At 47.9% G+C, this 25748-nt stretch carries 24 protein-coding genes; 18 read left to right on the top strand and 6 right to left on the bottom strand.

Annotated features, from left to right (window positions below):
• Nucleotides 1–413: hypothetical protein (locus BVG16_RS33420; RefSeq protein ID WP_233147117.1), on the bottom strand; the 413-nt coding region annotated here is incomplete at its 3' end.
• On the opposite strand from BVG16_RS33420, the gene BVG16_RS20975 reads away from it, so the two are divergent.
• The 7 genes from BVG16_RS20975 (at nt 387) to lpdD (ending at nt 6049) form a co-directional block, all read left to right on the top strand.
• Nucleotides 387–1223 (top strand): ATP-dependent helicase C-terminal domain-containing protein, encoded by an 837-nt coding sequence (locus tag BVG16_RS20975; RefSeq protein WP_233147116.1) that lies wholly within the window; start codon nt 387–389, stop codon nt 1221–1223. The genes BVG16_RS33420 and BVG16_RS20975 overlap by 27 nt on opposite strands.
• A 42-nt stretch (nt 1224–1265) precedes the next feature.
• Complete coding sequence (locus BVG16_RS20970; RefSeq protein ID WP_078501133.1) at nt 1266–1610, top strand: YojF family protein; 345 nt, start codon at nt 1266–1268, stop codon at nt 1608–1610.
• 92 nt (nt 1611–1702) lie between these two features.
• Entirely contained in the window at nt 1703–2353 is a 651-nt protein-coding gene (gene bshB2, locus BVG16_RS20965; RefSeq protein ID WP_078501132.1) for a bacillithiol biosynthesis deacetylase BshB2, read from the top strand.
• A gap of 165 nt (nt 2354–2518) precedes the next feature.
• Nucleotides 2519–3691, top strand: coding sequence for an MFS transporter (locus BVG16_RS20960; protein WP_078501157.1), 1173 nt, complete (start codon nt 2519–2521; stop codon nt 3689–3691).
• Between the two features lie 103 nt (nt 3692–3794).
• Nucleotides 3795–4436 (top strand): DsbA family oxidoreductase, encoded by a 642-nt coding sequence (locus tag BVG16_RS20955; RefSeq protein ID WP_233147115.1) that lies wholly within the window; start codon nt 3795–3797, stop codon nt 4434–4436.
• 233 nt (nt 4437–4669) lie between these two features.
• Nucleotides 4670–5593, top strand: a complete 924-nt coding sequence (locus BVG16_RS20950; protein ID WP_078501130.1) for an EamA family transporter — start codon at nt 4670–4672, stop codon at nt 5591–5593.
• 81 nt (nt 5594–5674) lie between these two features.
• Entirely contained in the window at nt 5675–6049 is a 375-nt protein-coding gene (gene lpdD / locus BVG16_RS20945) for a prenylated flavin chaperone LpdD (protein WP_078501129.1), read from the top strand.
• Nucleotides 6050–6273: 224 nt separating this feature from the next.
• Here the strand turns inward: lpdD and BVG16_RS20940 are convergent, their stop codons facing one another.
• Entirely contained in the window at nt 6274–7047 is a 774-nt protein-coding gene (locus BVG16_RS20940) for an ABC transporter ATP-binding protein (protein ID WP_078501128.1), read from the bottom strand.
• Nucleotides 7048–7090: 43 nt separating this feature from the next.
• Nucleotides 7091–7357, bottom strand: a complete 267-nt coding sequence (locus tag BVG16_RS20935) for a hypothetical protein (protein ID WP_078501127.1) — start codon at nt 7355–7357, stop codon at nt 7091–7093.
• A 241-nt stretch (nt 7358–7598) separates the two neighbouring features.
• Between BVG16_RS20935 and BVG16_RS20930 the strand changes: the two genes are divergently transcribed.
• The gene (locus BVG16_RS20930; protein ID WP_078501126.1) at nt 7599–8801 is read left to right on the top strand and encodes an MGDG synthase family glycosyltransferase; all 1203 of its coding nucleotides are present in this window, start codon (nt 7599–7601) and stop codon (nt 8799–8801) included.
• A 24-nt stretch (nt 8802–8825) separates the two neighbouring features.
• Here the strand turns inward: BVG16_RS20930 and BVG16_RS20925 are convergent, their stop codons facing one another.
• Complete coding sequence (locus BVG16_RS20925) at nt 8826–10172, bottom strand: TrkH family potassium uptake protein (RefSeq protein ID WP_078501125.1); 1347 nt, start codon at nt 10170–10172, stop codon at nt 8826–8828.
• Between the two features lie 158 nt (nt 10173–10330).
• On the opposite strand from BVG16_RS20925, the gene BVG16_RS20920 reads away from it, so the two are divergent.
• Nucleotides 10331–10651: a hypothetical protein gene (locus BVG16_RS20920; RefSeq protein ID WP_078501124.1), complete on the top strand. Its 321-nt coding sequence runs from the start codon at nt 10331–10333 to the stop codon at nt 10649–10651.
• Nucleotides 10652–10720: 69 nt separating this feature from the next.
• Here BVG16_RS20920 and BVG16_RS20915 read toward each other — a convergent pair whose 3' ends face one another.
• Both BVG16_RS20915 and BVG16_RS20910 read right to left on the bottom strand, forming a co-directional pair.
• Nucleotides 10721–11341, bottom strand: a complete 621-nt coding sequence (locus tag BVG16_RS20915; protein WP_233147114.1) for a DUF3298 and DUF4163 domain-containing protein — start codon at nt 11339–11341, stop codon at nt 10721–10723.
• A 104-nt stretch (nt 11342–11445) separates the two neighbouring features.
• On the bottom strand, nt 11446–12885 hold the full coding sequence (locus tag BVG16_RS20910; RefSeq protein ID WP_144027435.1) for an aminotransferase-like domain-containing protein: 1440 nt from the start codon (nt 12883–12885) through the stop codon (nt 11446–11448).
• A 127-nt stretch (nt 12886–13012) separates the two neighbouring features.
• Between BVG16_RS20910 and BVG16_RS20905 the strand changes: the two genes are divergently transcribed.
• From BVG16_RS20905 to BVG16_RS20865, 9 genes are all read left to right on the top strand, one after another.
• Complete coding sequence (locus tag BVG16_RS20905) at nt 13013–14257, top strand: MFS transporter (protein WP_158081737.1); 1245 nt, start codon at nt 13013–13015, stop codon at nt 14255–14257.
• A 546-nt stretch (nt 14258–14803) separates the two neighbouring features.
• Complete coding sequence (locus BVG16_RS20900; RefSeq protein WP_078501121.1) at nt 14804–16132, top strand: FAD-dependent oxidoreductase; 1329 nt, start codon at nt 14804–14806, stop codon at nt 16130–16132.
• A 119-nt stretch (nt 16133–16251) separates the two neighbouring features.
• A complete protein-coding gene (locus BVG16_RS20895) occupies nt 16252–17568 on the top strand; it encodes an MFS transporter (RefSeq protein WP_078501120.1) in 1317 nt (438 codons plus the stop codon).
• Between the two features lie 142 nt (nt 17569–17710).
• Nucleotides 17711–18397 (top strand): queuosine precursor transporter, encoded by a 687-nt coding sequence (locus BVG16_RS20890; RefSeq protein ID WP_078501119.1) that lies wholly within the window; start codon nt 17711–17713, stop codon nt 18395–18397.
• A 913-nt stretch (nt 18398–19310) separates the two neighbouring features.
• Nucleotides 19311–21398, top strand: a complete 2088-nt coding sequence (locus BVG16_RS20885; RefSeq protein WP_078501118.1) for an S-layer homology domain-containing protein — start codon at nt 19311–19313, stop codon at nt 21396–21398.
• 121 nt (nt 21399–21519) lie between these two features.
• The gene (locus BVG16_RS20880) at nt 21520–22311 is read left to right on the top strand and encodes a formate/nitrite transporter family protein (protein ID WP_078501117.1); all 792 of its coding nucleotides are present in this window, start codon (nt 21520–21522) and stop codon (nt 22309–22311) included.
• Nucleotides 22312–22697: 386 nt separating this feature from the next.
• Nucleotides 22698–23660 carry a sugar kinase gene (locus tag BVG16_RS20875; protein ID WP_078501116.1) on the top strand — a complete coding sequence of 321 codons (963 nt, stop codon included), beginning with the start codon at nt 22698–22700 and terminating at the stop codon, nt 23658–23660.
• A gap of 13 nt (nt 23661–23673) precedes the next feature.
• The gene (locus BVG16_RS20870) at nt 23674–24342 is read left to right on the top strand and encodes a bifunctional 2-keto-4-hydroxyglutarate aldolase/2-keto-3-deoxy-6-phosphogluconate aldolase (protein WP_078501115.1); all 669 of its coding nucleotides are present in this window, start codon (nt 23674–23676) and stop codon (nt 24340–24342) included.
• Between the two features lie 84 nt (nt 24343–24426).
• Nucleotides 24427–25722, top strand: a complete 1296-nt coding sequence (locus tag BVG16_RS20865) for an MFS transporter (protein WP_078501114.1) — start codon at nt 24427–24429, stop codon at nt 25720–25722.
• Nucleotides 25723–25748 lie beyond the last annotated feature (26 nt).

Here is a 25748-nt window from a genome sequence, read left to right as displayed (position 1 = left end):
TGCGCCACGCCGAGCCGCTCGGCCGCGCGCGCCTCGCGTGCGAGCTCGCCGCGCTGCTGAGCGAGCGCGACATCGCGCGCAGCGCAGGCGGCGCCGACATGCGCCTGCGCGTCGCAGCGCTCCGCGGCGGCGGCATGCCGCATGCGCAGCTCGCGGTCGACGCCGCGGCCTGCCGCCGCGTGCGCGCCGAGGCGCAGTCGCTGCAGCGCCAGCTGGGCGCGGCGCAGGACACCGCTGCCGGCGATGCACTCGCCGATTGCGGCGTGCTGCTCGGCTTCGCCTACCCGGATCGCATCGCGGCACTGCGATCCGATGGCCGCTACCTGCTGCGCAATGGTCGCGGCGCTGCCTTCGCAGCGGTGCAGCCGCTGTCGAACGCGGCGTACTTGGCCGTCGCGGAGCTGGACGACCAAGGCGTTGACAGCCGCATTCAGCTGGCTGCGCCGCTAACCTTCTCCGATCTGGAACGGCATTTCGCCGATCAGATCGAAGTGGAGCGCAGCATCGCGTGGGATGCGGGTGCGAAAGCTGTCCGCGCCCGGAAGCGTACGCGTCTTGGCGCGATTGTCCTGAACGATGTGCCGTTGCAAGATCCGGACCCGGATGAGGTGTTGGCAGCCTTGCTTGATGGCTTCGCCACCGAGGGACTGCGAATGCTCCCATGGAACAAAAGCGCGTTCCAGCTCCGTGAACGTCTCCAATTCTTGCATCGGCAGGAGCCGGATGCTTGGGCGGATGTATCCGATGCCTCTTTGACGGCACGGGATTACCTCGCTGAATGGTTGGGCCCGCATTGTTACGGCATGAAGAATGCATCGGATTTGAGCAGACTTCACATGACACAGATTTTAGAATCCATGCTGAATTGGGATCAGCGGCGTGAATTGGATGCATGTGCGCCGACACATATTGTCGTTCCGAGCGGTTCGAGAATCCCCGTCGATTACGGCGATCCCGAGGCTCCTATACTGGCGGTTCGGTTACAGGAAATGTTCGGTCTGCACGATACGCCGCGCATCGCGCACGGCAAGGTGCCGGTCACCTTGCATCTCTTATCCCCGGCGCAGCGCCCCGTGCAGGTCACGCGGGATTTGGCTAATTTCTGGCGGGAGACGTATTTCGAAGTACGCAAAGATTTGAAGGGAAGATATCCGAAGCATTATTGGCCGGATGATCCAAGTACGGCGGTTGCCACGCAGCGCGTGCGGCCTCGTACAACATAAGGCTGTGAACATACATGGTAGACATCAAGAGGAGGGTGGAACATGAAACGTATTGAACCTGCTGCGATCCAGCAGCTTCTCGATCAGTTAAAAGGAGAAGAAGTATATATTCATCTAGAGATGACCACAGGAGCCTATGCCGCGCATCGTGGTGAGGCTAACTTAGCCGCTACGGCGTTCATTTCGAATGCCATCGTTACGTATTCCCAAGGTTCCATTGCAGGTGAGGGCCCGTATCGTGTGGGCTTGAAGACAGAGAAGGGTTGGGTATTCGCTCAAGGCCTTACCCACTGGGAAGATGCAGAACACGACAAGTTAATTGCCGCCGGTCATGATGGAGACGGCAAGTTGGTCGTTGCATTACAGATCTCGCGTGAGCCGTTCTGAGGACGAGAGACCTAAGCAAGGCCATCTGACGCCTTAGGACGGTTCTCGTTTCTACTTAAGTTGCTGCACAGGGCAGCAGAAGGAGTGACAACATGACAAGACAGGGGAACATCTTAGTGGTATTGCCGCATCCCGATGATGAGAGCATCATAGGCGGTACGATCATTCAACATATTCAACAGGGCGCACATGTCACCTATGTATGTATGACATTAGGCGAGATGGGGCGGAACATGGGTACCCCGCTGTTTGCTAATCGGGTGACCTTACCTCGTATTCGCGAGAAGGAACTGGACGAAGCCTGCCGAATCTTAGGGATCCATGAAGTGCAGAAATGGGGACTGCATGATAAGATGGTGGAGTTCGAAGATCGAGCCTATTGGGTACAACGTATTCAGGAGCTCATTCGGGCCACCAAGCCGAAGCTTGTATTAACCTTTTATCCTGGTCATGGGGTGCATCCGGATCATGATGCTTGCGGAGAGATGGTGATTCGTGCCGTGTCAGGACTAGCGCCGGAAGAGAGACCGGTTGTGCAATGTATCGCGGTTACACGCCAAGGCAAGCAATTGCTGGGGCCTCCGGATTTGGAGAACGATGTTAGTGATGTGGTAGATCAGAAGATTGAATCACTTTTGCAGCATCAGACGCAATTTCAACTCATGATGGGCGATTACAGTCCCGATAAACCTGAGAAGAAAGAGCGGTACAAAATCGAACGACTCTGGACCTACCGATTTTGATGACTAATTCCATCGAACTTATCTAAGCCTCCTTCGGGAGGCTTTGTCATGGAATTATCGGATGAATTCGGCTCATACTAATGATACAGTGATTGCAGTAGTTAACTCCGGTGAACGTAGACGGGGTTTTCAAGTTTTTTGTAAATCAGGAGAGGAATGATTGTCTTGCGATGGCTGTTGAATTTGCTGCAGGTTGTGTTCTATTCGACGAATGCCATTCTGTTGCCGTATCTTCCTTTATTGCTGCAAGCGCATGGGTTTAGTTCGTTAGAGACGGGAACCTTGTTGACGATGGGCCCCTTTCTGGCGATGTTCGCACAACCGATTGCAGGCATGCTTAGTGATCGAATCAAATCGACAAGACCGCTGCTTATCGTGTTATGGTTGTTCATGGGTGTGAGTGCCTACTTGCTATTTATGACGGAAAGTCGATCTATCGCAGCGGTAAGTTTGGTTGCTTTGTATATTTTCTACTTGCCGGCGGTCTCCTTATTGGATGCACTGACCGTCAAAAGCGCCTTGCAATGGAAGGCATCCTATAGCTCGGTCCGTCTGTGGGGCTCTGTTGGATTTATGCTGACATTGGTCGTGCTTGGGCAGCGCTTCGATGCTTGGGGCGGCGTGCAATCATTGATTTGGATGTTCTCGCCTATTTGGATCAGCGTGTTTCTCATTTTTCTATTCTTGCAAGAACCCAAAGGGGATATCATATCCGGTCCCGCAGAGCCGGCGCTTAACCTGAAGATGCTGCGTCAAACGTTAGCCAATCCTTCGATCTTCATCTTCTTTATTTTGATTTTCTTACTCGCGATGCCCCATCGGATGAACGATACGCTGCTCTCCTTGCATATGCAGCATTTAGGCGCAAGTGCGAGTCAAATATCCTGGGCTTGGGCGGTTGCGGGCGCGAGTGAAATTGTCGGGTTCTATATCATGGCTAGAATCGTGCGCAAGAGCCGGATCGTGAATATGTTGACGATTGTTGCCTTGTTATACGCCATTCGCTGGGTTCTCTATATGTTCATTACCGACCCAGGGGCTATTGTCATCCTTCAGATTACACATATGTTCACGTATGTAGCGGTATGGGTGTTAGCGATCGAATATATTGCCATGTCCCTGCCAAGGCAAATGGTAGCTACGGGACAGGCTCTTCTAAGTATGGTATTTCTCGGATTGGGCGGTCTTGCTGGAGGATCTTTGGGCGGCGGACTGCAGGAGAAATTCGGGGAAGCGTCGATGTATGGGATGGGGGTCGTTTGTGCAACGCTTGCGTTTATCGGTTTTTGCGTATGGAATCGACGAAGATCACAAAAGACGGAATCGGCGCGTGTCTGAACAGCCAAGACTCTCCCTCGTTGCGATGTGCGTAATCGCAAGTCTATAATGTGCTTATTACGTTTGCAGTGCATCACATCCATAAGATCCTAAAGGAGGAGCTATGATGAAAGTTGAAATATGGTCTGATTTTCTATGTCCGTTCTGCTATATTGGCAAACGCCAATTTGAACAAGGTTTGGCGCAATTTGCCCATCAAGATGAAGTGGAGATTGAATTCAAAAGCTTTGAGTTAGACCCGAACGCGCCTTACAAACCCGAAGGTGATATGCATGAATTGCTCGCGAGCAAATACAGTATGAGCATCGAAAAAGCCAAAGCCATCAATGCGGATCTAACGGAAAAAGCCGCTGCCGTGGGATTAACGTATCATTTTGACACTATGATTCCGACGAATTCCTTTGACGCTCATCGTTTGACTCATTTTGCAGGGACACTTGGTTTACGCGAAAAGATGTCTGAACGCTTATTCCGTGCTTATTTTACGGATTCCAAGCATATTGGGGACAAGAAGGTTTTGCTCGAGCTGGCTATCGAGGTTGGACTGCCGGAAGACGCAACCGCGGCCCTATTAGCAGGCGAGGCGTTTAGCGCTGAAGTGCGTGCTGAAGAACAGGAAGGAAGCCGTTTAGGCATTCAAGGCGTACCGTTTTTTGTCATTAACCGGAAGTATGGTGTGTCTGGAGCACAATCGAGTGATGTCTTTGCAGATGTACTTGCCAAGGCATGGGAGGAATCTCAGTAACAGATATGGAACCTCCTGGCGTTATGTTGACCTTTTATAGCATACCCATTACAATAGAAATCGAGCATCATACTAACAAACTAGCGTCACCCATGCGGTGACTATTGGCGGAACTTTACAAGATGGCACATGCCTGTCTTGGTTTCGTTCGCCCCTTGTCCGATTATTCGGCAAGGGGTTTTTTGTTGGACTTTTAGTGCACACCATGATATTGCAGAGGGGGAAAATTATTCATGGATAAACTAAAATATGCATTACTCGTGTTTCTTGGAGCGTGCAGCTACGGCATACTGTCGACAGTCCTGAAGCTAGGGCTTCTAGAGGGGTTCAAAGTTGAGCAGATTCTTGGAGGCCAATATTTCTTTGGCTGGTGTATGCTGCTTGTACTTATGCTGATATTTTCACGTGTACGGGTAAGCTTGAAGCAGATTGGTGCCTTACTCTTAGCGGGGATTCCGATGAGTTTAACAGGTATCTTTTATAGTATTGCCGTAGAGGAGCTGCCAGCTTCGCTTGCTGTATTGCTTTTGTTCCAATTTACGTGGATCGGGGTCATTCTTGAAGCCGTTTGGGAGCGTAAATTCCCTAGTCGGAATAAGATTATTTCCATTGTTGTCTTGATCATAGGGACACTATTCGCCGGCGGGGTATTAGAACAATCGGGCGGACATTGGACCACGTTGGGTGTTGTTCTTGGGCTGTTGTCTGCTCTAACATTCGCGGTATATATTTTCGTCAGTGGGAAAGTGGCAACCAATGTACCCGTGTTATCGAAGAGCTTCATTATGGTATCCGGTGCGCTGATTATCTTATTCTCGGTCTTTTCTCCGTCGTTCTTATTCGACGGTTCGCTGGCGCAAGGGGTATGGAAATACTCGATTCCCCAGGCATTGCTCGGCAGTATCATTCCGGTCATTTTCTTCGCCATCGGCGTACCGAAGGTAGGGCCTGGGTTAGGAACGATTTTGGGCGCAGCTGAATTGCCTGCCGCGGTCATTGTCTCGGTATTGGTGCTTAGGGAACAAGTTACAGGACTTCAATGGTTTGGTATCATACTCATCTTGGTGGGTATTGTCATTCCTCAGATCGCGGGGGTATGGCGAAATAAGAGACAGAACAAACGGCGATTTACGGAAACGGCGGATCATTCAGCATAAACGTTTGAATCCGATATACACCCATGATACGATATGCGTTAGTAAGGATGGACAAGTATCCGTATAGAGGAGGAGAACGGCATGTTCGAACAGACCATTCTTCCATGTGCAGGCCATCAGATTATGTTCTCCATGGTGTCCCAAGGAGAAGATTTATGTGTGACGATCGCAGGCGGGGAGAAACCGCATATTGGAGCTGTGGCCCTGGCGCAAGTGCGGCCTAGCCTAGCAGATCCGAGTCAATTCAGTGCATCGGTATCCGTACTAACTTTATTAGGTCATAAGGAAGATGAAATTGCCAAACATGTAGCCCACAAGCTTGCTGTCGCAACGCGAGGGAATGTGGTTGTCTCATGTGGTGTTCATATTGATGACGCAACGGTTGCTCAATTGATCGAGATTGATCAAGTCATCCGTTCCTGGTGTGATACATTCATTGATAAGCTGTCGAGTTAACGCTCGGCAGCTTTTTTTGTTGTTTCTAAAGACCCTTAGGGTGGTGTACCAAATCAGCCAGATATAGGAGAGGTAGATGGGGGGAAACATCGCATACTCTTTCACCTCTCAAGGCATAATGTCGATACACCTGATCTAAAGGGGGGCTGACCCTGCAACGTTTTGATCCAGATTATGTGTTTTTCGGTACCGAAATTTTATATTTTGTCTGAATAATCGGGTTGTCATGCTAAGGTTAACCATTTACGGCCAAGGTGCTGCTGAACTTCTACGGGAGTATCGAAGAAGTCGCTGAGCACCTCGGAGGTAAGGCATTTTGGCGTTTCATCGGCTTTGTAGACTTCACCTTTCTTGATGAGCAGCGTATGGGTGAAGCATGGCACGATTTCTTCGATATGATGTGTAACGTACAACAGGGTAGGCCCATTAGGTTGTTCGGTTATTTTCTGAATCATGTTCAAGAGCTGCTCCCGAGCAAAGATATCCAATCCCGTGCAAGGTTCATCAAGAATCAATAAATCAGGGGACGACATCAAAGCCCGTGCAATCAGAATCTTCTGACGCTGCCCTTGGGATAACGTATCATAGGTGCGCTGCGCAAGCTCTGTACAGCTTAAGAAAGCTAACAGCTCTTCGGCTTGCTGCAGGTCTTGCTCATCCGTTTTATCATATAGACCGATGGTCGCGAATTTGCCGCTTAATACGATATTCAAGGCCGTCTGATGTCCGTATAGCTTCTGCTGCAGAGAGGTGCTGACCCAGCCTATTCGTTTGCGAAGCTCCCGCAGATCGACATCGCCAAATTTATGGTCAAGCACTTCGACATGACCGCTCGTCGGCCAAATATAACCGTTCACGACATTAAGCATGGTTGTCTTGCCGGAGCCGTTCAAACCGACAATACACCAATGTTGTCCTTGCTGAACCTTCCAATTCATATCCTTGAGAATCATCGTTTGATCTCGGCGCCAGGATATATTGTCTAATGCGATAATCATACGGACAACCCCTCTCCCAGAGTTTCATGATATGTAACTAAGTTCACTTATTCATGTGTGCTTCAACCGCATCCAGCAATTGATCGAATAGTTCATCATCTTCTTCAATTAAAGCATCGGCTGCCAGCAATTCTTCTTCACTGCCGGACTCTTTGGTAAAGCTCAAGCTATAATCCCAATCACGGCCCTTTTTACTAAAAAACGTAATTTCGTACGTCGATTTGTGGCTCTCCAGTGTAAATTGTACTTGCCCGACATATCCGCTATCTGCGTGATGTTCCATCTTCGCGTTCAAAATGGTTGCATTCATTTTCTTTTCACCTGCTTTTTTGAGATGTATTGCTATTTATTATAGGCTATTATAGCATTTCTCACCTCATTTCACGATTTGATTGCAGGGCTGAAGCGGAAAAATTCGTCTATCCTATTTGAAGGGGAACAAACTCGACTAAAGTCTAGGATGAAATACCGCTTTAAGTCAGTGTTACTTCGCTTTCCAACAGATTACAATTAATTAGGATCAAGTATTAAATTTGGAAGGAAGCATAACCATGATAACGAACTTAGCGGCAAGGAAACCATCTCGAATTTTGATATTATCCGGCCCTCTTGGGCATGGACATTTACAGACGGCAAAATCGATTTTGGAAGCTTCGCAGTTAATTCGCAGCAAAATTGACGTTGACATTGTAGATTATATGGAGATTGCATCACCGCATTTGCATCAAGTCGGAGCGTTCTGCTACGCACAGTGGGTGCGAGCGTTCCCGAGCATGTACGGTTATTTATATAAAAAGACCAGAAGAGAAAACTTTATGATTAAAGAGGTCAAGCGGGTCCGTGAATCCAGTCTTCGCGCACTGAAACGCCTCATTGAAGAGAAACAGCCTTCTGTCATCGTAAGCACCTTTCCACAAGCAGCGGTAGCTGTATCCAAGCTCAAAATGCGCGGGGAAATTGATTGTCCTACGGCAACGATTATTACGGATTATACCGATCATAGTTACTGGATCAACCCGGGGACAGATCGATATTTAGTGGGTTCACATCGCGTGGAGAAGTCGCTCATGCAGTTAGGCATTGCACGATCCAGCATCGAAGTTACCGGCATTCCTGTACGGCCCAAATTCTACAAATCATATGATCGGGATCATTTGCGTCATAAATTCCAGTTGGATACCAGCAAGCTGACTGTGCTGCTCATGGGCGGCGGTTGGGGACTCATTCCAGATAACGTGCTTCGATGGATGCAGCATGAAGAATGGAAGGACCGTGTGCAGTTCGTCGTCATTTGCGGGGCAAACGAAAGACTGCGCCACAAACTGCAAGGGATTGCAGATCATAGCGCAGTCTCCATTACAGTACTTGGATATGTGGAACAAATTCATGAGTGGATGGCATGTGCTGACCTCATGATGACGAAGCCAGGCGGGATTTCAACGAGCGAAGCATTAACATTGCAGTTGCCGCTCTTACTCTACAAAGCGCTGCCGGGCCAAGAAGAGGATAATGTTCAAGAGCTGGTCAAAACGGGGATGGCTGTGTATGCCCCAACCGATCTCGAACTTGAACGACAATTCACCCAGATGCTCGCTGAGCCGAGCCGACTATGGGAAATGCGTCAACGGGCTAAATCCTTGCGCAGGCATTCCCCCTATCACGCTTTATCCGCGATCCTTACGTTGGAGGAAGCAGCACACATATCTGTCGAGATGTACCAGCCCCAGGCGATGCCAGTTCATCTATGGAGCTAATACGTATCATACCCCTTAAGAGGATTAACCGATCATCATCTTGCCTTCTGGATGCCGGTATCCTCTTTTTATATTCCGCGCGCCTAATGCAAAAGCCAAGGTCATGGGCCCCAGGCGGCCGATTAACATCGTCACACATAGCACCATTTTACCGAATAACGTGAGCTCAGGCGTAAGCCCCATCGAATACCCTACCGTCCCGACGGCTGAAGTTGTCTCGAATAAAATCGCAATGAATGAATCCTCTTCAGTCATGGCGAGCATCATCGATACCGAGATGACGACGGATAACGCAATGAACGTAATGGTCAGCGCTTTGAGAATCAAATCTTTCGTTAGGCGATAACGGAACATCTCGACATCTTCTTTGCCGCGAAGCATGGCGAGGGCTGACACGAGAAGGATGGCAAAGGTCGTCACCTTGATGCCTCCGCCAGTAGAGCCTGGAGCCGCACCAATGAACATGAGGATGATCATCATAAATTGCGTGACTTGCCGCAGCGCACCGATATCCACGGTGCTTGTCCCTGCGGAACGTGCTCCAATGGATTGGAAGAAGGAAGCATAGATTTTTCCCGGCAAATCAAGAACACCAAGGGAATGGGGATTCGTATACTCCAACATCAAGATGATGATTCCTCCAACGACCCATAGAATCCCGTTCGTTGCCAAGACCACTTTCGTATGTAACGATAATCTGCGCATGTTCTTATAATCGAACAGCTCTGCGAGGACGACGAAACCTAGACCGCCGGCCAGAATAATAATGATGGACGTGATGTTAAAGACGGGATCGTTGACAAACGTCTGGAAGCTGCTGAAATCCCCGAACAAGTCGAAGCCCCCATTATTAAATAGCGAAATCGCATGAAAGACCGCTAAGTATGCTGCTCTTCCCAAAGGGATATGTACCGCCCAATGAACCGTAAATATGGTGGCTGCGGCTGCTTCAATCAGCATGGAAAAGAGAATAACTTTGCGAATCAAGCGGACGATTCCTTCCATGCTATTGGCGTTCATGGCTTCTTGCAGGAGGAGTCGTTCCCGCAGGGAGATACGCTTGCGCATCATAAGCGCGAACACGGTGGCGAATGTCATGAAGCCCAGCCCGCCGATTTGGACGAGCAGCATGATGACAACTTGTCCGAACGTGGAATAGGTTGTTAATGTGTCTACGACGACCAGGCCTGTGACGCAAGTCGCGGAAGTTGCTGTGAAGAGGGCATCAATCCAAGCGAGTTCCGGCACACCGGGTCGTATGGCAAAAGGGAGCTTTAATAAATAAGTGCCAATGCAGATAAGAATAACGAACCCCAGCGTCAGGGTACGAGCGGGTGTGAGATGCAATTTTTTGCGAATCTGCTTTTTCAATAACCATCACCTCCAAGTTGGGAATGAACAGGACATATTCAACCTTCCGGATACGCACGAAGAACGCATGATTTTATTATCAAAAAATATAGGACAAAGTATTCTAACTTTCTTCTCGCCGTCATATAGATATATTAATACAGGAGGAGGTGATTCGGATGTTACAAGAAGAGTTGAACGAGGAATTGGAAACGGTTTCGCAATCCGATGATGAGGTGGCTGACGAAGGGTCTGATGCAGAAGCAGAGGCTGAGCAAGCTGAAGAGGAAGCAGAGGAAGTAACGGAGGACGCCGAAGAAGCGGACGAAGAGGAAGAGGCAGACGAAGAGGCGGACGAAGAGGAAGCAGCGGACGAAGAACAAGACGAAGCGCAAGCGGACGAGGAAGAAGCAGCGGACGAAGAGGCTGCAGATGAAGAGGCTGATGCTGACGAATCCCAAGATGCGGAGGAAGTTTCTGAGTCTTCCGACGAGGATTAATCGACAGCTCCCAAGCACGGAACTTCATCAACAAACCCAACCGGGTGAACCGGTTGGGTTTTTGTCGTTCTAATTCGACGCCCCGAGAATCATGAGAGGTCCGTTCTCATTCCATATGTCTTGCAGATCATAGATCGATATCGGGAACATCGGGAAGCCGTAATAATAGGGCGTAATTTCATATAGCTCAAAATAAATAACGATCGCTTTATCAGCGAGATAATAGTCTTGGTCCGGTCGAATGCTTGTAAAGGGAGCCAATAAATCAATATGGCGCTGTTGGATTTGGACGCAGATGAGGTCGGAGATTCGTTGGATATAGTTGCTGTCTGGCTTGAATAGTTCCGCAAGGGTATAGAATTTCCCTGTCTTAACGTTCACGGTGAGCGATTTCAGATAGGTCATGCCGTGGGCTTGATGTTCGGTATAGGCATAATTGCTCTGCGTTAGACTGAGGATGGCACGTTGGTTGTTCTTAATCTCATAACCGCCCAGCATTTCGGACTGCGTTGTATTGGGGTTGAAGTTTTGCATTTTGATTAATTCTAGCGTCTGATTCTTAATCGTGGTATTCATTCGTTTCTCCAATATCGCATTGGGCAGGTCAACAACTTTAGGGTAAAACACTTTGACATTTTTAGATTTGATCGAAGCCGATTTAATTTGAACGGGAAATGAGTACGGGTCCACCTGACATTCCACCTTTTCGCTTACATCATCGTTACATTAGCCTATTCAAGGCATCGAGCAGGGGTGAATTCAAAAGCGATGAACCAAGCACTTCGGGGCCATGATTATAAATGGTTCAGCATGTTGCTCAGGGCACGTATGCCTTCTTGAATACGTTCCTCCGTTTCGTTCAAAAAGCAGAAGCGGATGCTTCCTTGCGGACCGCCATATACGCTGCCGGGGACAAAAAGAACGCCTTCCCGGATACCCGCGTTCAATAGCTCCCGATCAGAGTGGGGGAAACGATGCTGTGCCCATAAATAGTACCCCCCTTGCGGCATGTGATAAGAAAGTTGGTTTCCTAGATGTTGAGTAAGGCTTTCAGTTAATGCTTGTTTGCGAGTGGTCAAGGCCGACCTTAGCTTGTGAACCTGCTTCTGCCAAGCCCCATGCTCCATATAGTGGGCGGCGATAAGCTCCGATAAGGGGTGCGCCGAATAACCTGCTTCGGCTTTTTTTTCGCTTAATCGCTTCACGATCACTTCAGGGGCAACAATCCAACCGATCCGAAAAGCCGGTGCGGCTGATTTGGTTAACGTACCCACATAGATGACAGATTGACCTTTCCCGTGTAATGCCTTGATGGATTGCGGTGGGCGCGCTGCTCCATCATGCGGAAGCGCGCCGTAAGGATCATCTTCGACGATAGGAATGCGGTGCTCTTCGCAAATTCGCAACAGTTCCTTGCGTCGAGCAAGGGATAGGGTTGTACCGGTAGGGTTCTGGTAGGTAGGGTTGATGAATAACATTCGCACCTTTTTCTTATGTATGAGCGGGATAAGCTCCTCAGGGATCAGTCCTTCCTCATCGGTAGGAAGTGGGATCATACGGAGTCCCGCAGAAGCAAACATGGACTTTGTATAAATATAGGAATGCGACTCTAACGCGATTGAATCGCCGGGACTTAGCAGTCGGTGAGCGATTAAATATAAGGCATGCTCGGCCCCCATCGTAATCAAAATCTGGTCCCTTGAGGCATGGATTCCGTATTGATTCGAAAGATGGTCCACAACGACATCCCGCAAATGCGAATGGCCGCGGGGATCCGCGTAATTTAAAGATCCGTCGATCGAAAGCCGCTGCATGATTTGCTCCATCTCGACTCGGGGGAGCAGATCTTCTGGCATATGACTAAAGGACAGATTCGTGATGTTCGAGCGTTTGCGGCTGCGCCGGATGGTATCGATCATTTCATTGGAAGGATGGAACCATTGACGATTATGGTAATCGTTCCAATTTGGCGTTCTAGCCGGCAGGATCCCCCATAGGGAATCGCTTACCGAAGTTCCTCTGCCTTGCACGGACGTAATATACCCTCTAGCTCGTAATTCCGCATAGGCCGCAGTGACCGTACTCCGATGTATGCCGTACAGTGCTGCGAGTTCCCGTTCCGTGGGCAACCGGCTTCCTGGCAGCCACGCTCCTTGCATAATTTGATTCTCCATGACACGGGCAATTTGAAGATAGATCGGTTCGTCGCTTGTGATATCCGGTTTCCAATGCATTCCTTTCACCTCGACATCATTATAGCTTACGGCCGGATTGGATGTTGAAAAAAAATCCAATTGGCTGGATACAAGCAAGATGGCCTATCGTATGATTCCTATACGTGATAGAGAAGGGAGCATCTGTATGCTGTGGAAGGAACCTCGTTATGCTTGGATTTTGTTAGGTTATCTGTGGGTGATCGGTTTTGTATCCTCGATCGGTCGTTTTTTGATTGCGTATTACCAACCTGAGCTGAGCGAAGCTTTCCATATGACTCGATCTTGGATCGGATTCGCGTGGTCTGCCAATTTGCTTCTTGGCGCGATCGCTTCGATTATTGGCGGATGGATGATGGATCGATACGGGGTGAAGCTGGTTATGATGATCAGCAGTGTGCTTATGGTTGGAGGCACGCTGATTATTTTATATGCGACGAATGGGATCGGATTTTTTCTCGGGTATGGGGTTGTCTTTGGACTTGCTGGAATCAGCGGATCAACCGCCAATTACGTATTAACTTTACAATGGTTCTCCTATCATCGGGCCAAAGCGATTCTGCTTCTCCAGAGCTCCGGTTCCATCGGAATCGCGATATTAACGCCTTTATTCGTGCAATATCAGACCTTGCTGGATTGGAAAATCGGTTATGCTAGTATGTTAACATTTGGATTTCTGACGATCTTTACAACGTATTTCATAATCCGAGAGAATCGGCCCCCCTCTGACAAGGAGATCCAGCCGAAATCGATGCCATCGGAGCGCGTTCCTATCCGACAACGGTGGCATCAACTGCGAGCGTATGCGTCGAACCCGATTATTATTGTGGTGTGGCTCGCACTCTTCAGCTGCGGATTTCATATGGGAACGGTAGAAATGAACCTGATGGCTATTCATCAATCGACGCATGTTCATGAGACGATGATGGCAACCTCGTTAAGTGTACTGGGCATCTTGGAAATCGGGGGTGCACTCGTATTTGCTTTTTTATTAGATCGCTATCATCGAATTCGATTATTGGCCCTGCTCTACGGGATACGTTGTCTGGCCTTCTTGTTTCTGTTCCTGCAATGGCAGGCTTCCCCCTTGCTGTTCTCGATTCTCTTCGGGGTCACGTACTTAAGCGCCGTTCCAGGTGCCATGCTGGTGGCCGGGGAAGCATTGTCCGCATCATATCGCTCTGTTGCACTCAACACGTCTTTGTTCATTCTCTTTCATCAATTAGGTGGGATGCTGTCTGGGATGATCGGGGGCGCCGTATTTGATGTATTTCATTCCTATCAACCGCTCGTGTTGATTAATCTGGGTCTGGCAGGTGTAACCTGTGTCGGATACTTCTTATTGGATAAACGCGCAGCTGTTTCATCACTCCAAAAAGAAATGAACCCCTGATCAGCATACATGGGTTCGTCCCTTGGGAGTAACGCTCCATGTCTACGATTAGGGGTTCTTCAAGGCATTTCTTGTTTACTTGGTTTCGATAACCATCGGAACCAACTCGTGCTTATCTACTGGTCTAATCCTTCATAGATAAGCACGGAACTGAGGAACTTTCGTCACCGACGGAAGGGGGATCAGTTCTTTTTTTGTGCGAAATCATCATGAGCTCATATTCATGTGAAATATTGAACAAAGTTTGAACATTCAAAATGGCTATTGTAATCCCGCTGAATATGCTATAAGATAGCGATATGAAACAAATGTGAAATATGTCACATATAAAAGTAAGATTTAAGTGACTCAAATCACAGAAGAGTAGAATGAGAGATAGAAAGTCATTTTTTGCACCACATATAGTGAAACATTTCACGTTCTTTACCCAGTAATGTGAATGTATTCACAAAAGATATGGGTGGCTGTATATCCCCATTCTTGTATCATCTCACATGTATAATTCCCAAAAAAAATTGTTAGATACCTTGAAGGAGGAATAGATTTATGAAGATAGCAGTGATTGGTTGTACGCATGCCGGAACGGCAGCCATTGTGAATGCAGCGACGTTGTACCCTGAGGCCGAAATTACAGTGTATGAGCGTAATGATAATATCTCGTTTTTATCGTGCGGGATCGCATTATATGTGGGCGGCGTCGTGAAGGATGCGCAGGGACTGTTCTATTCTTCGCCTGAGAAGTTAGCGGAGCTAGGCGTTCAAACCAAAATGCGTCATGATGTAATTGCCGTAGATACCGTAAATAAAACGCTTCGTGTTCGTAATTTGGAGACGAATGAAGACCTTGAAGATACGTTCGATAAACTGATTATTACAACAGGTTCGTGGCCTATTTTACCGAAGATCGAAGGATGGCAGTTGGATAATATCTTGCTCTCGAAGAACTTTAATCATTCGAATACGATCATTGAAAAAGCCAAAGAAGCGAAACGCATCGTCGTGGTCGGCGCTGGATATATCGGGATTGAATTGGTTGAGGCATTCGAGATGAACGGCAAACAAGTGACGTTGATCGATAGCACGGACCGGATTTTGAACAAATACTTGGACCCTGAATTCACCAACCAAACGGAAGAGCTGTTGAAATCGAATGGGATTGAGCTTGCATTAGGGCAGACGGTAACTCGTTTTGAGGGAACCGACGGTAAAGTAACCAAAGTTGTTACAACCAAAGGAGAATTTGAAGCCGATCTTGTCATCTTATGTATTGGATTTAGACCTGCTACCGATCTCTTTAAAGGTCAGTTGAACATGATGGATAATGGAGCCATTATCGTGGATGCTTACATGCGTACCAGCCAACCGGATGTGTATGCGGCAGGAGATAGCTGCGCGATTGTATATAACCCAACCGGCAAACATGCCTATATTCCACTTGCAACGAATGCGGTTCGCATGGGGACACTTGTCGCACGGAACTTGATGGAGCCGAAGATCGCTTATATGGGAACGCAGGGCACATCGGGCATCAAGATTTATGATGAGAATATTGCAACGACAGGGTTAACCGAAACCTCGGCACAAGACATGGGGATGAATGTGAAAACCGTAACAATTCAAGAGCATGATCGTCCAGAGTTTATGCCAACCTTTGAAGATGTGACGTTAAAAGTGGTATACGAAGCGGATTCGCGCCGGATTGTCGGAGCGCAGTTGATGTCCAAAGCGGATCTCACGCAGTCGGTCAATACGATTTCGGTCTGCATTCAGAATAAAATGACAGTCGACCAATTAGGCTTCGTGGACTTCTTCTTCCAACCGCATTACAACAAACCTTGGAATTTCTTGAATACGGCGGGACTGCAAGCAAAATAACCAATGTCATATACTACCAATAGAAAATAATCCTCAAATATGATTAAATGTCTGTAGTTTTGTGCAAAAATGTGACGCACATCACGAACGGACATTTTTTTTTTTGGAGGAGCAGATGTATGAGCAACGTGTTAAGTCAGAATGAAGCAGGAATACACGATGGGGAACCAACCGAAACGCGGGGTCAGCAGATCAAGACGCTCCTAGGATCGATACTGGGATATGCAGCAGAAGGACTGGACATGCTGTTGCTGTCTTTCGTACTTGTCTTCATTATTAAAGATTTCTCCCTTTCTACCGTGCAAGCGGGGAATCTCACTCTAGCAACAACGATCGGAATGTTAGTCGGGTCCTATTTATTCGGTTTCTTAGCCGACATGTTCGGACGGATCAAAATGATGTCACTGACGATTCTATTGTTCTCGGTAGCAACGGCAGCGATTTATCTAGCAACTGAGTATTGGCATTTGTTAAGCTTACGATTCTTAGTCGGTATGGGTGTCGGCGGAGAGTTTGGGATCGGAATGGCTATCGTGACGGAAACATGGTCCAAGAAGATGCGGGCAAGAGCGACGTCGGGTGTAGCGTTCGGATGGCAGCTAGGTGTCTTGGTCGCTTCCTTGTTACCAGCCTTAATCGTTCCGCATTTGGGATGGCGCGCGGTATTCTTAGTAGGATTGGTTCCAGCGTTACTCGCTGTTTTTGTACGCAGCAGCTTGAATGAGCCGAAGTTGTGGGAAGCGAAGCAAGCGCGGAAAAAGCTTCTGATGAAGAAGGAACATCAAGGAACGATTGATGCGCAAGAGCAGATTGAATTGAACGGTATGAAGAAATTCCCGCTTCGGAAGCTATTTGAGAATAAAAAGATTACCTTAACGACCATCGCTCTCATTACAATGTCATTCGTTCAGAACTTTGGTTACTATGGCATATTCACGTGGATGCCGACGGTTTTGTCGGAGAAATATGGATTCTCCCTTGCGAAGGCAAGCGGATGGATGTTCATCTCGACGATTGGGATGCTGATCGGGATCGGGGTTTTTGGTGTGCTTGCAGATCGGATCGGCCGCCGCAAAACCTTCACGATTTACTACATTGGCGGAACGGTGTATTGTATTATTTACTTCTTCTTCATGACAGATGCGACATCCTTGCTGTGGGGAAGTGCGTTACTCGGATTTTTTGCAAATGGTATGATGGGTGGTTTCGGTGCGGTTCTAGCGGAAAATTATCCTTCTGAAGCTCGTTCTACGGCAGAGAATTTTATCTTCGGTACAGGTCGCGGTCTGGCCGGGTTCGGTCCTACGATCATTGGGGCGATTGCGATTGGCGGCAATATCATGGGGGCCATGTCCTTGATCTTCTGTATCTATCCGATCGGCTTAATTATGATGCTCTTATTCGTACCCGAGACGAAAGGAAAAGCATTGGAATAATGAGGGCGTTCTGAACAAGAAATTTAATATAGTCATAGGATGAAATCCTGTGCTATAGTGTAGTGTGCTTTGCAATTGCAAGCTGATCAGTAATCCGCGGTTCGTAACCATCCCGCGTTATCAAAACTAGGAGGAAATAATAATGTGGTTTAATCCTATATGGGGCGTATTTTTTGCGCTGGTTAATTTTGCGTTATTCTTGATATGTTACCGTTTTTTCGGAAAGAAAGGATTGTATGCTTGGATAGGTGTCGCAACGGTGATCGCGAACATCCAAGTGACGAAGACGATCGATATGTTCGGGTTCGTCATGACCCTCGGAAATACGATCTACGGTACGATCTACTTGACTTCGGACTTGCTGAATGAGAAATACGGCCAGAAAGAAGCGAAGAAAGCGGTCTGGTTCGGGTTCTTCACCTTAATCATGACGACCATTATGATGCAAATGGCGTTGCAGTTCACGCCGCAAGAGCAAGATTTTGCTCAGAAGCCGCTTGAGGCGATTTTTGGCTTAATGCCGCGTCTTGCGCTAGGCAGTCTGACGGCGTATTTCGTAAGTCAGTTCCTCGACGTTCGGATTTATACGTTCTTGAAGAAAATCTTTCATAAGCCTGGCCAATTGTGGATCCGTAGCAACGGAAGCACAGGGTTGAGCCAGCTGGTAGACTCCGCTATATTCTGTACCATTGCTTTTGCGGGGCTCTACACCTGGGATGTCTGGTTCGACATCTTCATTACAACGTACCTTATTAAATTTATCGTATCGGTCGCATCGACGCCTGCGTTATACCTTGCGCGGAGCTTTAAGGTGGATACGAGCGATTAACAAGCACCGCATGTTCAGGAAACTGGGCATGCGGTGTTTTTTGTAGGGCGATGGGGTGAGGGAATGGAAGTGAAATCGGGGAGCGGAAGGGGATAGAGGTGAAACCGGTAGGTCAAGGGAATAGAAGTGAAGCTCGGAGAACGGGGAAAGAAATGAAACCAATAGTGTGCGCAAGGGAATAGAAATGAAACTAATAGTAAGAGGATGATGGACAAGCGTAAGGCCGTGTTAGACGAGAGTAAGAGGGTGGTGGATAGTGGAATGATAGGGCTAATTTGCGGGTGGAGAAGCAATCCATGGGAAGGAAATGCTGAAGGGTAGAATGAAGTCATCCGATGGATAGGTGATAGGTGATGCGGGACGATACAAAGGAAGTGCTAATTGAGGTACGGGATCCGGACTGAAGCTGGCTATACTGGAGCTTTCCATTATAGGTCCCTGGAAAGCGAACTTTTAGGCGCCTATAATGGATATATACAGTAACTTTCGCATAATTACGCCATAATCAAGTGGAATGATGCATTTTATTGGATTTATCCAACATAGCGAGGTGATTTGGGCAAATGCAGCACAAGTTATTGGATTTATCCAATATACGGGCAGGCTTAAGTCAACAGGCAAAGGGTTCTTTGCTAAAATGCTAAAACATTTAATACCACCATCCCAAACATCCTCTCTTCATTAAAGTTTGTATATGCAGAAGCTAATATGTAGAAGATAAACGTAGAAGAAAAACGTGGAAGATAAATGTAAATGATAACAGTATGAGATAAACGTAGAAGCTAATATGCAGAAGTTAATCCATAAAAAGACCGCGCAATCACAACATCCCCTGTATCCTGCCACTTTTCACATAAAGCAACTCGCATCTTCGCACAATAACCCTGAGTAGAATCCGAAAGGGGCATGCGATATGAACAGAGCATGTATGTTATTTCTCTCCATCCTTCTGATATCCGCCATGATGGCAGGCTGTGCAAATACATCAAATGAACCCAATACGAAGGTCAAGGTTCGGCAAGTGGAACCGATCACGCCAAATTCACAGATTCGTCCGCTGGATGTCCCTACGGAGGCCGCACCAGATTTGAAGACGGCTGCCGAAGATTTGAAGCGCAAAATAACCGAGAGCTGGCCATACTTAGGGAAGGTTTGGAGCGGTGCGAATTTGAGCGACTACCATTTGTATCTGACCGATGGCGGGCATACATACCGTATTAGTACCCAGACCTTTCAGGAGGTACCGCTTCGTGATGTTGAAGCCGTGATGAAGATGCCGACCCGAGAGCATGCTGGGCAGTTTTATACCATCCATGCTGAAGGACAGAAAGGCTTATTCCTACGTTTCTCCGATGAGACCCTTGCACAGATGAAGAAGGAGCGCGAAAAGGGGAGTTCCAACGAAGTCTCCGCATGGTTCCATCGCGCCACCGAGCAGACTTTCCGCATCTATGTACAAGAGCCGAAATGGAAGCAAGCGATGAAGCTGCAGACGGATCAGACCCTTTCTTATCCGGTGATGTCTAAGCCGCGTTTATATCGTGCATTGCTATTGAATCACTTATCGCTTGCGTACATTGATAACACAGGGCGTTCATCGCATTTGGGCAAGGCAAAGTATTGGTATGATCAATATCGTCAATATGCGGCAGCCGACGCGAACTCTATGCTTTTCGCTGATGTGGTGCAGGGTTCTGCGGCATATGTAGCCGATATGGCGGATGCCTATGCCACGGTAGGGCATGACGCGAAGAGCGAAGATATTCGAAGCTTTTTAATGAAGAAGAATGTTACGCAGACCCTTCAAGCGGCTGAACCCATCACGAAAGAGAGCGAATGGATTGGACGTATCGCAGGTCAACTTGCCAATGAGAAGAGTATACCTTGGAAGGATGCTGCAATAAAGGGAGTACCCGCGGTGGATTCCTTACTGAAGAGCGTGAAGTATGAATGGGAACAGACTCCAAAATCGGTTCAGGATCAAATCGATCAGATTACGGCAGCACGGAATAAGGAGTTGGCAACAACCCTGGATCTGTTCATGAGTGATGTCAATACACGAAAACGCGCTTTGCTTGTCGTGCCAGGAGATGCTTTGCAGCAGCGTTATGAAGTGAACGGCTATTTCCGGCATAAGGATTATAACGGTCAGCTGTGGAATCAATTTACGGGAGAGTTTCAATTCGAGTCGGGTTACTTGGGGCTTCGTCTGAAGACCATTGGCATGCAGCAGAACCCCTACAAGCAGATCGATGCGATCAAAAACCAAGGGATCGTCGCAATTATCCCGGTATGGGATGAAGATTTTACGGTGTCAGACGGCATCATGAAGATGAAGACAGGGCTTACGGAAGGTTCATTTAAGGTGATCGTCTCAGCAGACCAATACGGTCGGAAGTTGTATATTGCCGATGAGCCGAAGAAGAATGGACAATCCAACAACCCCATGAAACCTCTCGCAGAGGCAAAAGCATTGCGTGACATCGAAGGGCATTGGGCCAAGGAAGAGATTCAGAGCCTTGTGGATCGAGGGATCCTGCACGGCTATACAGACGGTACCTTCAAACCAGATGGACGGATCACACGCGCAGAATTTACAAAAACCATCGTGGATGCGTATCAGTTGAAACCGATCGCCGGCAAGGTATTCGAAGATACGAAAGGGCATTGGGCCAAGGACGTGATTGCTACAGCAAGCGGTCATGGCATTGTAGAAGGGATCAATGAAAATCAATTTGCACCGAATGATCCTATTACAAGACAGGAAGTAGCCGTCATTCTTGTGAAAGCAGCGAAATTATCGAAGATCACCTTTACTCAGCCGGAGAAGCAGTTCAACGATGTCGGGGACATTGCGTTCTGGGCGAAGGACGACGTCCTTACTTTAGCATTGCATGGGGTAATGGGTGGCGATGAGACGGGGCGCTTACGGCCCCTACGATTTACGACGCGTGGAGAGGCTGCATCATTGCTGGATAAGGCGTTAAATTTGAAGAAATAAGTAAAATTTAAAGTATTTTTTGGCTATGAGCATACTTTGTGATTTTTGTAACATTCTCCTCTAACGGTCAGTTGTACAATGGTGAAGGCCATAAGAAACAATTATAGAGGAGGCCTTGTTGATGTCGTATAACAAACCAGATCAAATTGCGGAAATTACGGTTGACACGGGCGTAAAAAAGGCGAGAAATCCGCTGCCCACCGTACTTACACTCGGTTTTCTTGGCGGAGCCTTTATTGCAATCGGATATTTATTGTTCATTCGTGTAACGGCGAATGCGCCGGCAGAATGGGGGAGCTTTACCACCTTTCTGGGAGCTAGCGTGTTCCCGGTGGGTCTAATCCTTGTCCTCTTAGCAGGCGGAGAACTTCTTACGGGGAATATGATGGCCGTGCCGATGGCGTGGTATAAACGTCGGATATCGCTCTGGGACATGATTCGGAATTTAATATTGATTACCTTGAGTAATTTCGTCGGTGCATTCTGCATTGCTTATTTCTTCGGGCATATCGTGGGGTTAACGGAGACGGGACCGTATTTGCAAGCTACCATCGATATCGCTCATCATAAAATTGAAGCCAGCTTCCTGCAAGCCTTTGTGTCAGGAATCGGTTGTAACTGGCTGGTTGCGTTGGCCGTATGGTTATCCTACGGTGCGAAGAGCTTCGGCGGTAAAATTCTAGGCATTTGGTTCCCGACTATGGCGTTCGTCGCCATCGGATTCCAGCACGTTGTCGCAAATATGTTCGTGATTCCAGCGGCAATATTAGCCGGCCATTTCACATGGGGCGACTATTTCGTAAACTTTGCTCCAGTCTGGCTAGGGAACTTGGTGGGTGGTATGATTTTTGTCGCTGGATTCTATTACGTGGCCTATCTTCGTAGATCCGAAAATATGCAAGAGTTGAAATAAATCAACATGAATATATAAAAAGCACCTAGGGGTGAAGACGCTCGATCTCCGACTCGACATTAAAGGAGATGGCGTGTACCCATAAGGTGCTTTTTTACGTGTTCCAAAGCATATTCAAATCTCCCACCATGTAGAGTTGGCGGTTGTCGTTGTCACCGTACCAGCTACGGAGAGGTAGGCAAGAACGGATAAAGTAATGGCGTGTGTCAGAGGGATCGCGGCTTTTTCTATTCCATAGGAGCAACTCTAGTGTGTGCATGGCGCAGATTTGTACATTTTGTACCATAAAGGTCGATTTACGACATAGAACAAATCAGTAGGGTACGCTATACTTATAGACAGTATTTTCATAATAAGGCATACAGGAGAGAAGAAGAGGTGTCGAAATGGAACGAAATGACCGCTCATTAGATGTGATCACGTTTGGGGAATCGATGGCTTTATTCATGCCTGCGGGCTCGAAGGGAATTGCTTATTCTTCGCAATTCGAACGATTGTTCGGCGGGGCTGAGAGCAATGTGGCCATCGGACTGGCTCGATTAGGCCATGCCGTAGGATGGTGCGGCAGCTTAGGAGCTGATCCTTTTGGCAAGATCATTGCCAAAACATTACGAAGCGAAGGCGTGGATGTATCTCGTGTGAAATTCTCATCAGAAGCGTCTACGGGACTCATGTTCCGTGAGGTGGTAGCAGGCAAATCATCTGTGTATTATTACAGACGCGATTCGGCTGCAAGCCGCATGAAGCCTACGGATTTAGATAGCAGTTATTTTGCAGGGGCAAAGGTATTGCATATTACGGGCATTACCGCGGCGTTAAGTGAATCTTGCCGGGAGACGCTGAAAGAATCGATTCGTATCGCGAAGCAGCAAGGTGTTAAGGTATGTTTTGACCCGAATTTACGGTTGAAACTATGGAGCATTGATGAAGCGAGATCGGTCTTGCTGGAACTTGCAGCAGAGGCAGATTATTTCTTGCCGGGTTTAGACGAGCTGAAGCTGCTCTATCAGACGGATGATTTTCATAGCATTATAGATAAATTGAAAGCGCTGCCTGGTGTATGCGTGATCAAAGGCGGAGACGATGAGACGTATCTGCTTGACGGGGGCGAACTGAGCTCTATTCCTTATTTCAACGTAGATCGAGTGATCGATACCGTAGGCGCTGGCGACGGTTTCTGTGCCGGATTTATTGCGGGCATCGTTCGTGGACTGCCGCTTGCGGAATCCGTGCGTCTTGGTAATTTAATTGGTTCCATGGTGATTCAGATGGAAGGCGACTGGGAAGCGCTCCCGACATGGGAAGAAGCGGACGCAGTCTTAAATAACATTCAGCATATAGAACGCTAGGAGGATGAAGGATATGAAAAAGATCAAATTGGTTCAACAAATCGTAGATGGCGGTGTTGTAGCGGTATTACGCGCCGATTCAGCGGAAAATGTCGTACGCATGGCAGAACAAGCGATTGCCGGCGGTATCAAAATTATTGAAATTACGATGACCGTGCCTTTTGCGCTGCAAGCGATTGAGACGTTGGCTAAACGTTATTCTAGCAGCGACCCGTCAGCAGAGAATTATGCTGTGATTGGGTCGGGAACTGTGCTTGATCCAGAGACGGCGCGTGCCACGATTCTCGCAGGGGCAGAGTTCGTGGTTGCGCCTTGCTTAAATCCAGAGACGATTACGTTATGCAATCGCTATCGTGTCCCTGTCATGCCGGGTGTCATGACGATTCAAGAGATTCAGACAGCGCTCGAGCTTGGTGCGGATGTTGTGAAGCTCTTCCCTGGTAATCTGTACTCGCCATCGATGATCAAAGCGATCAAAGGACCTCTTCCGCAAGCAAATGTCATGCCTACGGGCGGCGTGTCCCTTGATAATTTAGGGGAATGGATCAAAGCCGGTGCAGTCGCGGTGGGGATTGGCTCGGATTTAACGAATGAAGCGGTGAAAACAGGAGATTATTCGACTATCGCTGCGAAAGCGGCTCAATACATTGCTGCATATCAAGAAAGCAAGCAAAAACAATAGGTATTTGGTCGTTTCATAGCATCGACGGAAGCATGCGCAGGCCCTAGAATGAAGGGGAAATGATAACAAGGAGTGCTGCTTCCTATGAATGCTTGGCGTCGATTACGGAGTCCGCGTACTTTTTCTGATTCTCGTAAAAACTTATGGATTCTGACGCTAGAAGGTGTGCCGGCCATTATTATGTTGACCCTCTTGGGCGGACCATTTCTAACGGGTTATTTGCTTCATCTTGGTGCGACATCACAGCAGATTGGTCTTGTGCTATCCATGACAACGCTGGTGAATGTGGTTCAGATTGGAATTGCTTATTGGATGCAAAAGGTCACGAACCGTTATTGGTTCCTCGTTATCTTCGCCGGACTGCATCGCGTATGCTGGGCTGCGACGGGACTGATTCCGTTCCTGTTCCCAAGCGAATTATGGATTGCCGTGTACCTCGTGTTGTATTCGCTTGCATTTCTCGGCAATGCGATTGCCTCGCTGGTATGGACATCGCTCGTCGGAGATATGGTGCCTGCCGGAATCCGCGGTCGGTACATGGGCATTCGGAATATGATACTGAATGCGCTGGGCAGCCTGGTATTATTCATTGGCGGGCAGCTGCTGGATAAGTTCCCTGGCCAGCAAGGGTTCAACTACTTGTTTATCGGAATTGGGATTTGTACGGTATTGAACATTGTCGCTTATGTTAATTATCCGAAGATTCCGTTAGCGAAATCAACAGAGTCGAGTTTTCTACCGATGTTGAAGAAGCCGTTCCAAGATCGCATGTTCCTCAAGGCGGCCATGTTCTTATCCTTGTGGTTGTTCTTGCAAGGCATTGTTGTGCCTTTATTCTCGTATGTGATGCTGCATATTCTAGAAATCAATTATGAGTGGATTTCGATCATTACCGTCGTGCAGACGGCAGCAATGATGCTCAGCTTCTATATATGGGGCAATTTAAATATGAAATATAGCAATAAGAGGCTGTTGTACTGTACGCTGCCTATTATTGCGAGTGCTTGTATGATGTGGGGCTTGCTTTCTGTGCTGCCCGTCATGGTCGTATTGCTTGGTGTGCATATTTTGCTCGGGATTGGCGTCGGTGGCTTCAATCAGTTATCCTTTAATTTCATTATTGGGGATACGCCGAAAAGTGAACGCCCCATGTTTATCGCCGTCTATTCGGCTATGACGGGGTTTGCCTCGTTTCTTGGTCCGATCTTGGGCGGATGGCTCTATGAGAAGTTACAAGACGCACCTGGTTGGCTGCAGTCGTATGGCCTCTCAACGATCATAGGTATCATCTTGCTGGCGCTTGGCCTTCTTCTGGGCAGGGCTGTATTACGAGAGACATCGATCGTTCCGCGGTCGGAGATCGCTCGTGAATTGACATGAAGCCGTCAGGGCTTACATAAAATGTA

The organism is Paenibacillus selenitireducens (assembly GCF_002021565.1).
In the GTDB taxonomy this organism is placed as follows: domain Bacteria; phylum Bacillota; class Bacilli; order Paenibacillales; family Paenibacillaceae; genus Paenibacillus_K; species Paenibacillus_K selenitireducens.
The sequence above is the reverse complement of the archived record's forward strand: the minus strand, read 5'-3'. Positions and strand labels throughout refer to the sequence as shown.

Coding starts and splice junctions, on each gene's coding strand:
- BVG16_RS20970 (WP_078501133.1), top strand. CDS start 1,266: ATGAAACGTATTGAACCTGCTGCGATCCAGCAGCTTCTCGATCAGTTA.
- bshB2 (WP_078501132.1), top strand. CDS start 1,703: ATGACAAGACAGGGGAACATCTTAGTGGTATTGCCGCATCCCGATGAT.
- BVG16_RS20955 (WP_233147115.1), top strand. CDS start 3,795: ATGATGAAAGTTGAAATATGGTCTGATTTTCTATGTCCGTTCTGCTAT.
- BVG16_RS20950 (WP_078501130.1), top strand. CDS start 4,670: ATGGATAAACTAAAATATGCATTACTCGTGTTTCTTGGAGCGTGCAGC.
- lpdD (WP_078501129.1), top strand. CDS start 5,675: ATGTTCGAACAGACCATTCTTCCATGTGCAGGCCATCAGATTATGTTC.
- BVG16_RS20940 (WP_078501128.1), bottom strand. CDS start 7,047: ATGATTATCGCATTAGACAATATATCCTGGCGCCGAGATCAAACGATG.
- BVG16_RS20935 (WP_078501127.1), bottom strand. CDS start 7,357: ATGAATGCAACCATTTTGAACGCGAAGATGGAACATCACGCAGATAGC.
- BVG16_RS20930 (WP_078501126.1), top strand. CDS start 7,599: ATGATAACGAACTTAGCGGCAAGGAAACCATCTCGAATTTTGATATTA.
- BVG16_RS20920 (WP_078501124.1), top strand. CDS start 10,331: ATGTTACAAGAAGAGTTGAACGAGGAATTGGAAACGGTTTCGCAATCC.
- BVG16_RS20910 (WP_144027435.1), bottom strand. CDS start 12,885: ATGCATTGGAAACCGGATATCACAAGCGACGAACCGATCTATCTTCAA.
- BVG16_RS20905 (WP_158081737.1), top strand. CDS start 13,013: ATGCTGTGGAAGGAACCTCGTTATGCTTGGATTTTGTTAGGTTATCTG.
- BVG16_RS20900 (WP_078501121.1), top strand. CDS start 14,804: ATGAAGATAGCAGTGATTGGTTGTACGCATGCCGGAACGGCAGCCATT.
- BVG16_RS20895 (WP_078501120.1), top strand. CDS start 16,252: ATGAGCAACGTGTTAAGTCAGAATGAAGCAGGAATACACGATGGGGAA.
- BVG16_RS20890 (WP_078501119.1), top strand. CDS start 17,711: ATGTGGTTTAATCCTATATGGGGCGTATTTTTTGCGCTGGTTAATTTT.
- BVG16_RS20885 (WP_078501118.1), top strand. CDS start 19,311: ATGAACAGAGCATGTATGTTATTTCTCTCCATCCTTCTGATATCCGCC.
- BVG16_RS20880 (WP_078501117.1), top strand. CDS start 21,520: ATGTCGTATAACAAACCAGATCAAATTGCGGAAATTACGGTTGACACG.
- BVG16_RS20875 (WP_078501116.1), top strand. CDS start 22,698: ATGGAACGAAATGACCGCTCATTAGATGTGATCACGTTTGGGGAATCG.
- BVG16_RS20870 (WP_078501115.1), top strand. CDS start 23,674: ATGAAAAAGATCAAATTGGTTCAACAAATCGTAGATGGCGGTGTTGTA.
- BVG16_RS20865 (WP_078501114.1), top strand. CDS start 24,427: ATGAATGCTTGGCGTCGATTACGGAGTCCGCGTACTTTTTCTGATTCT.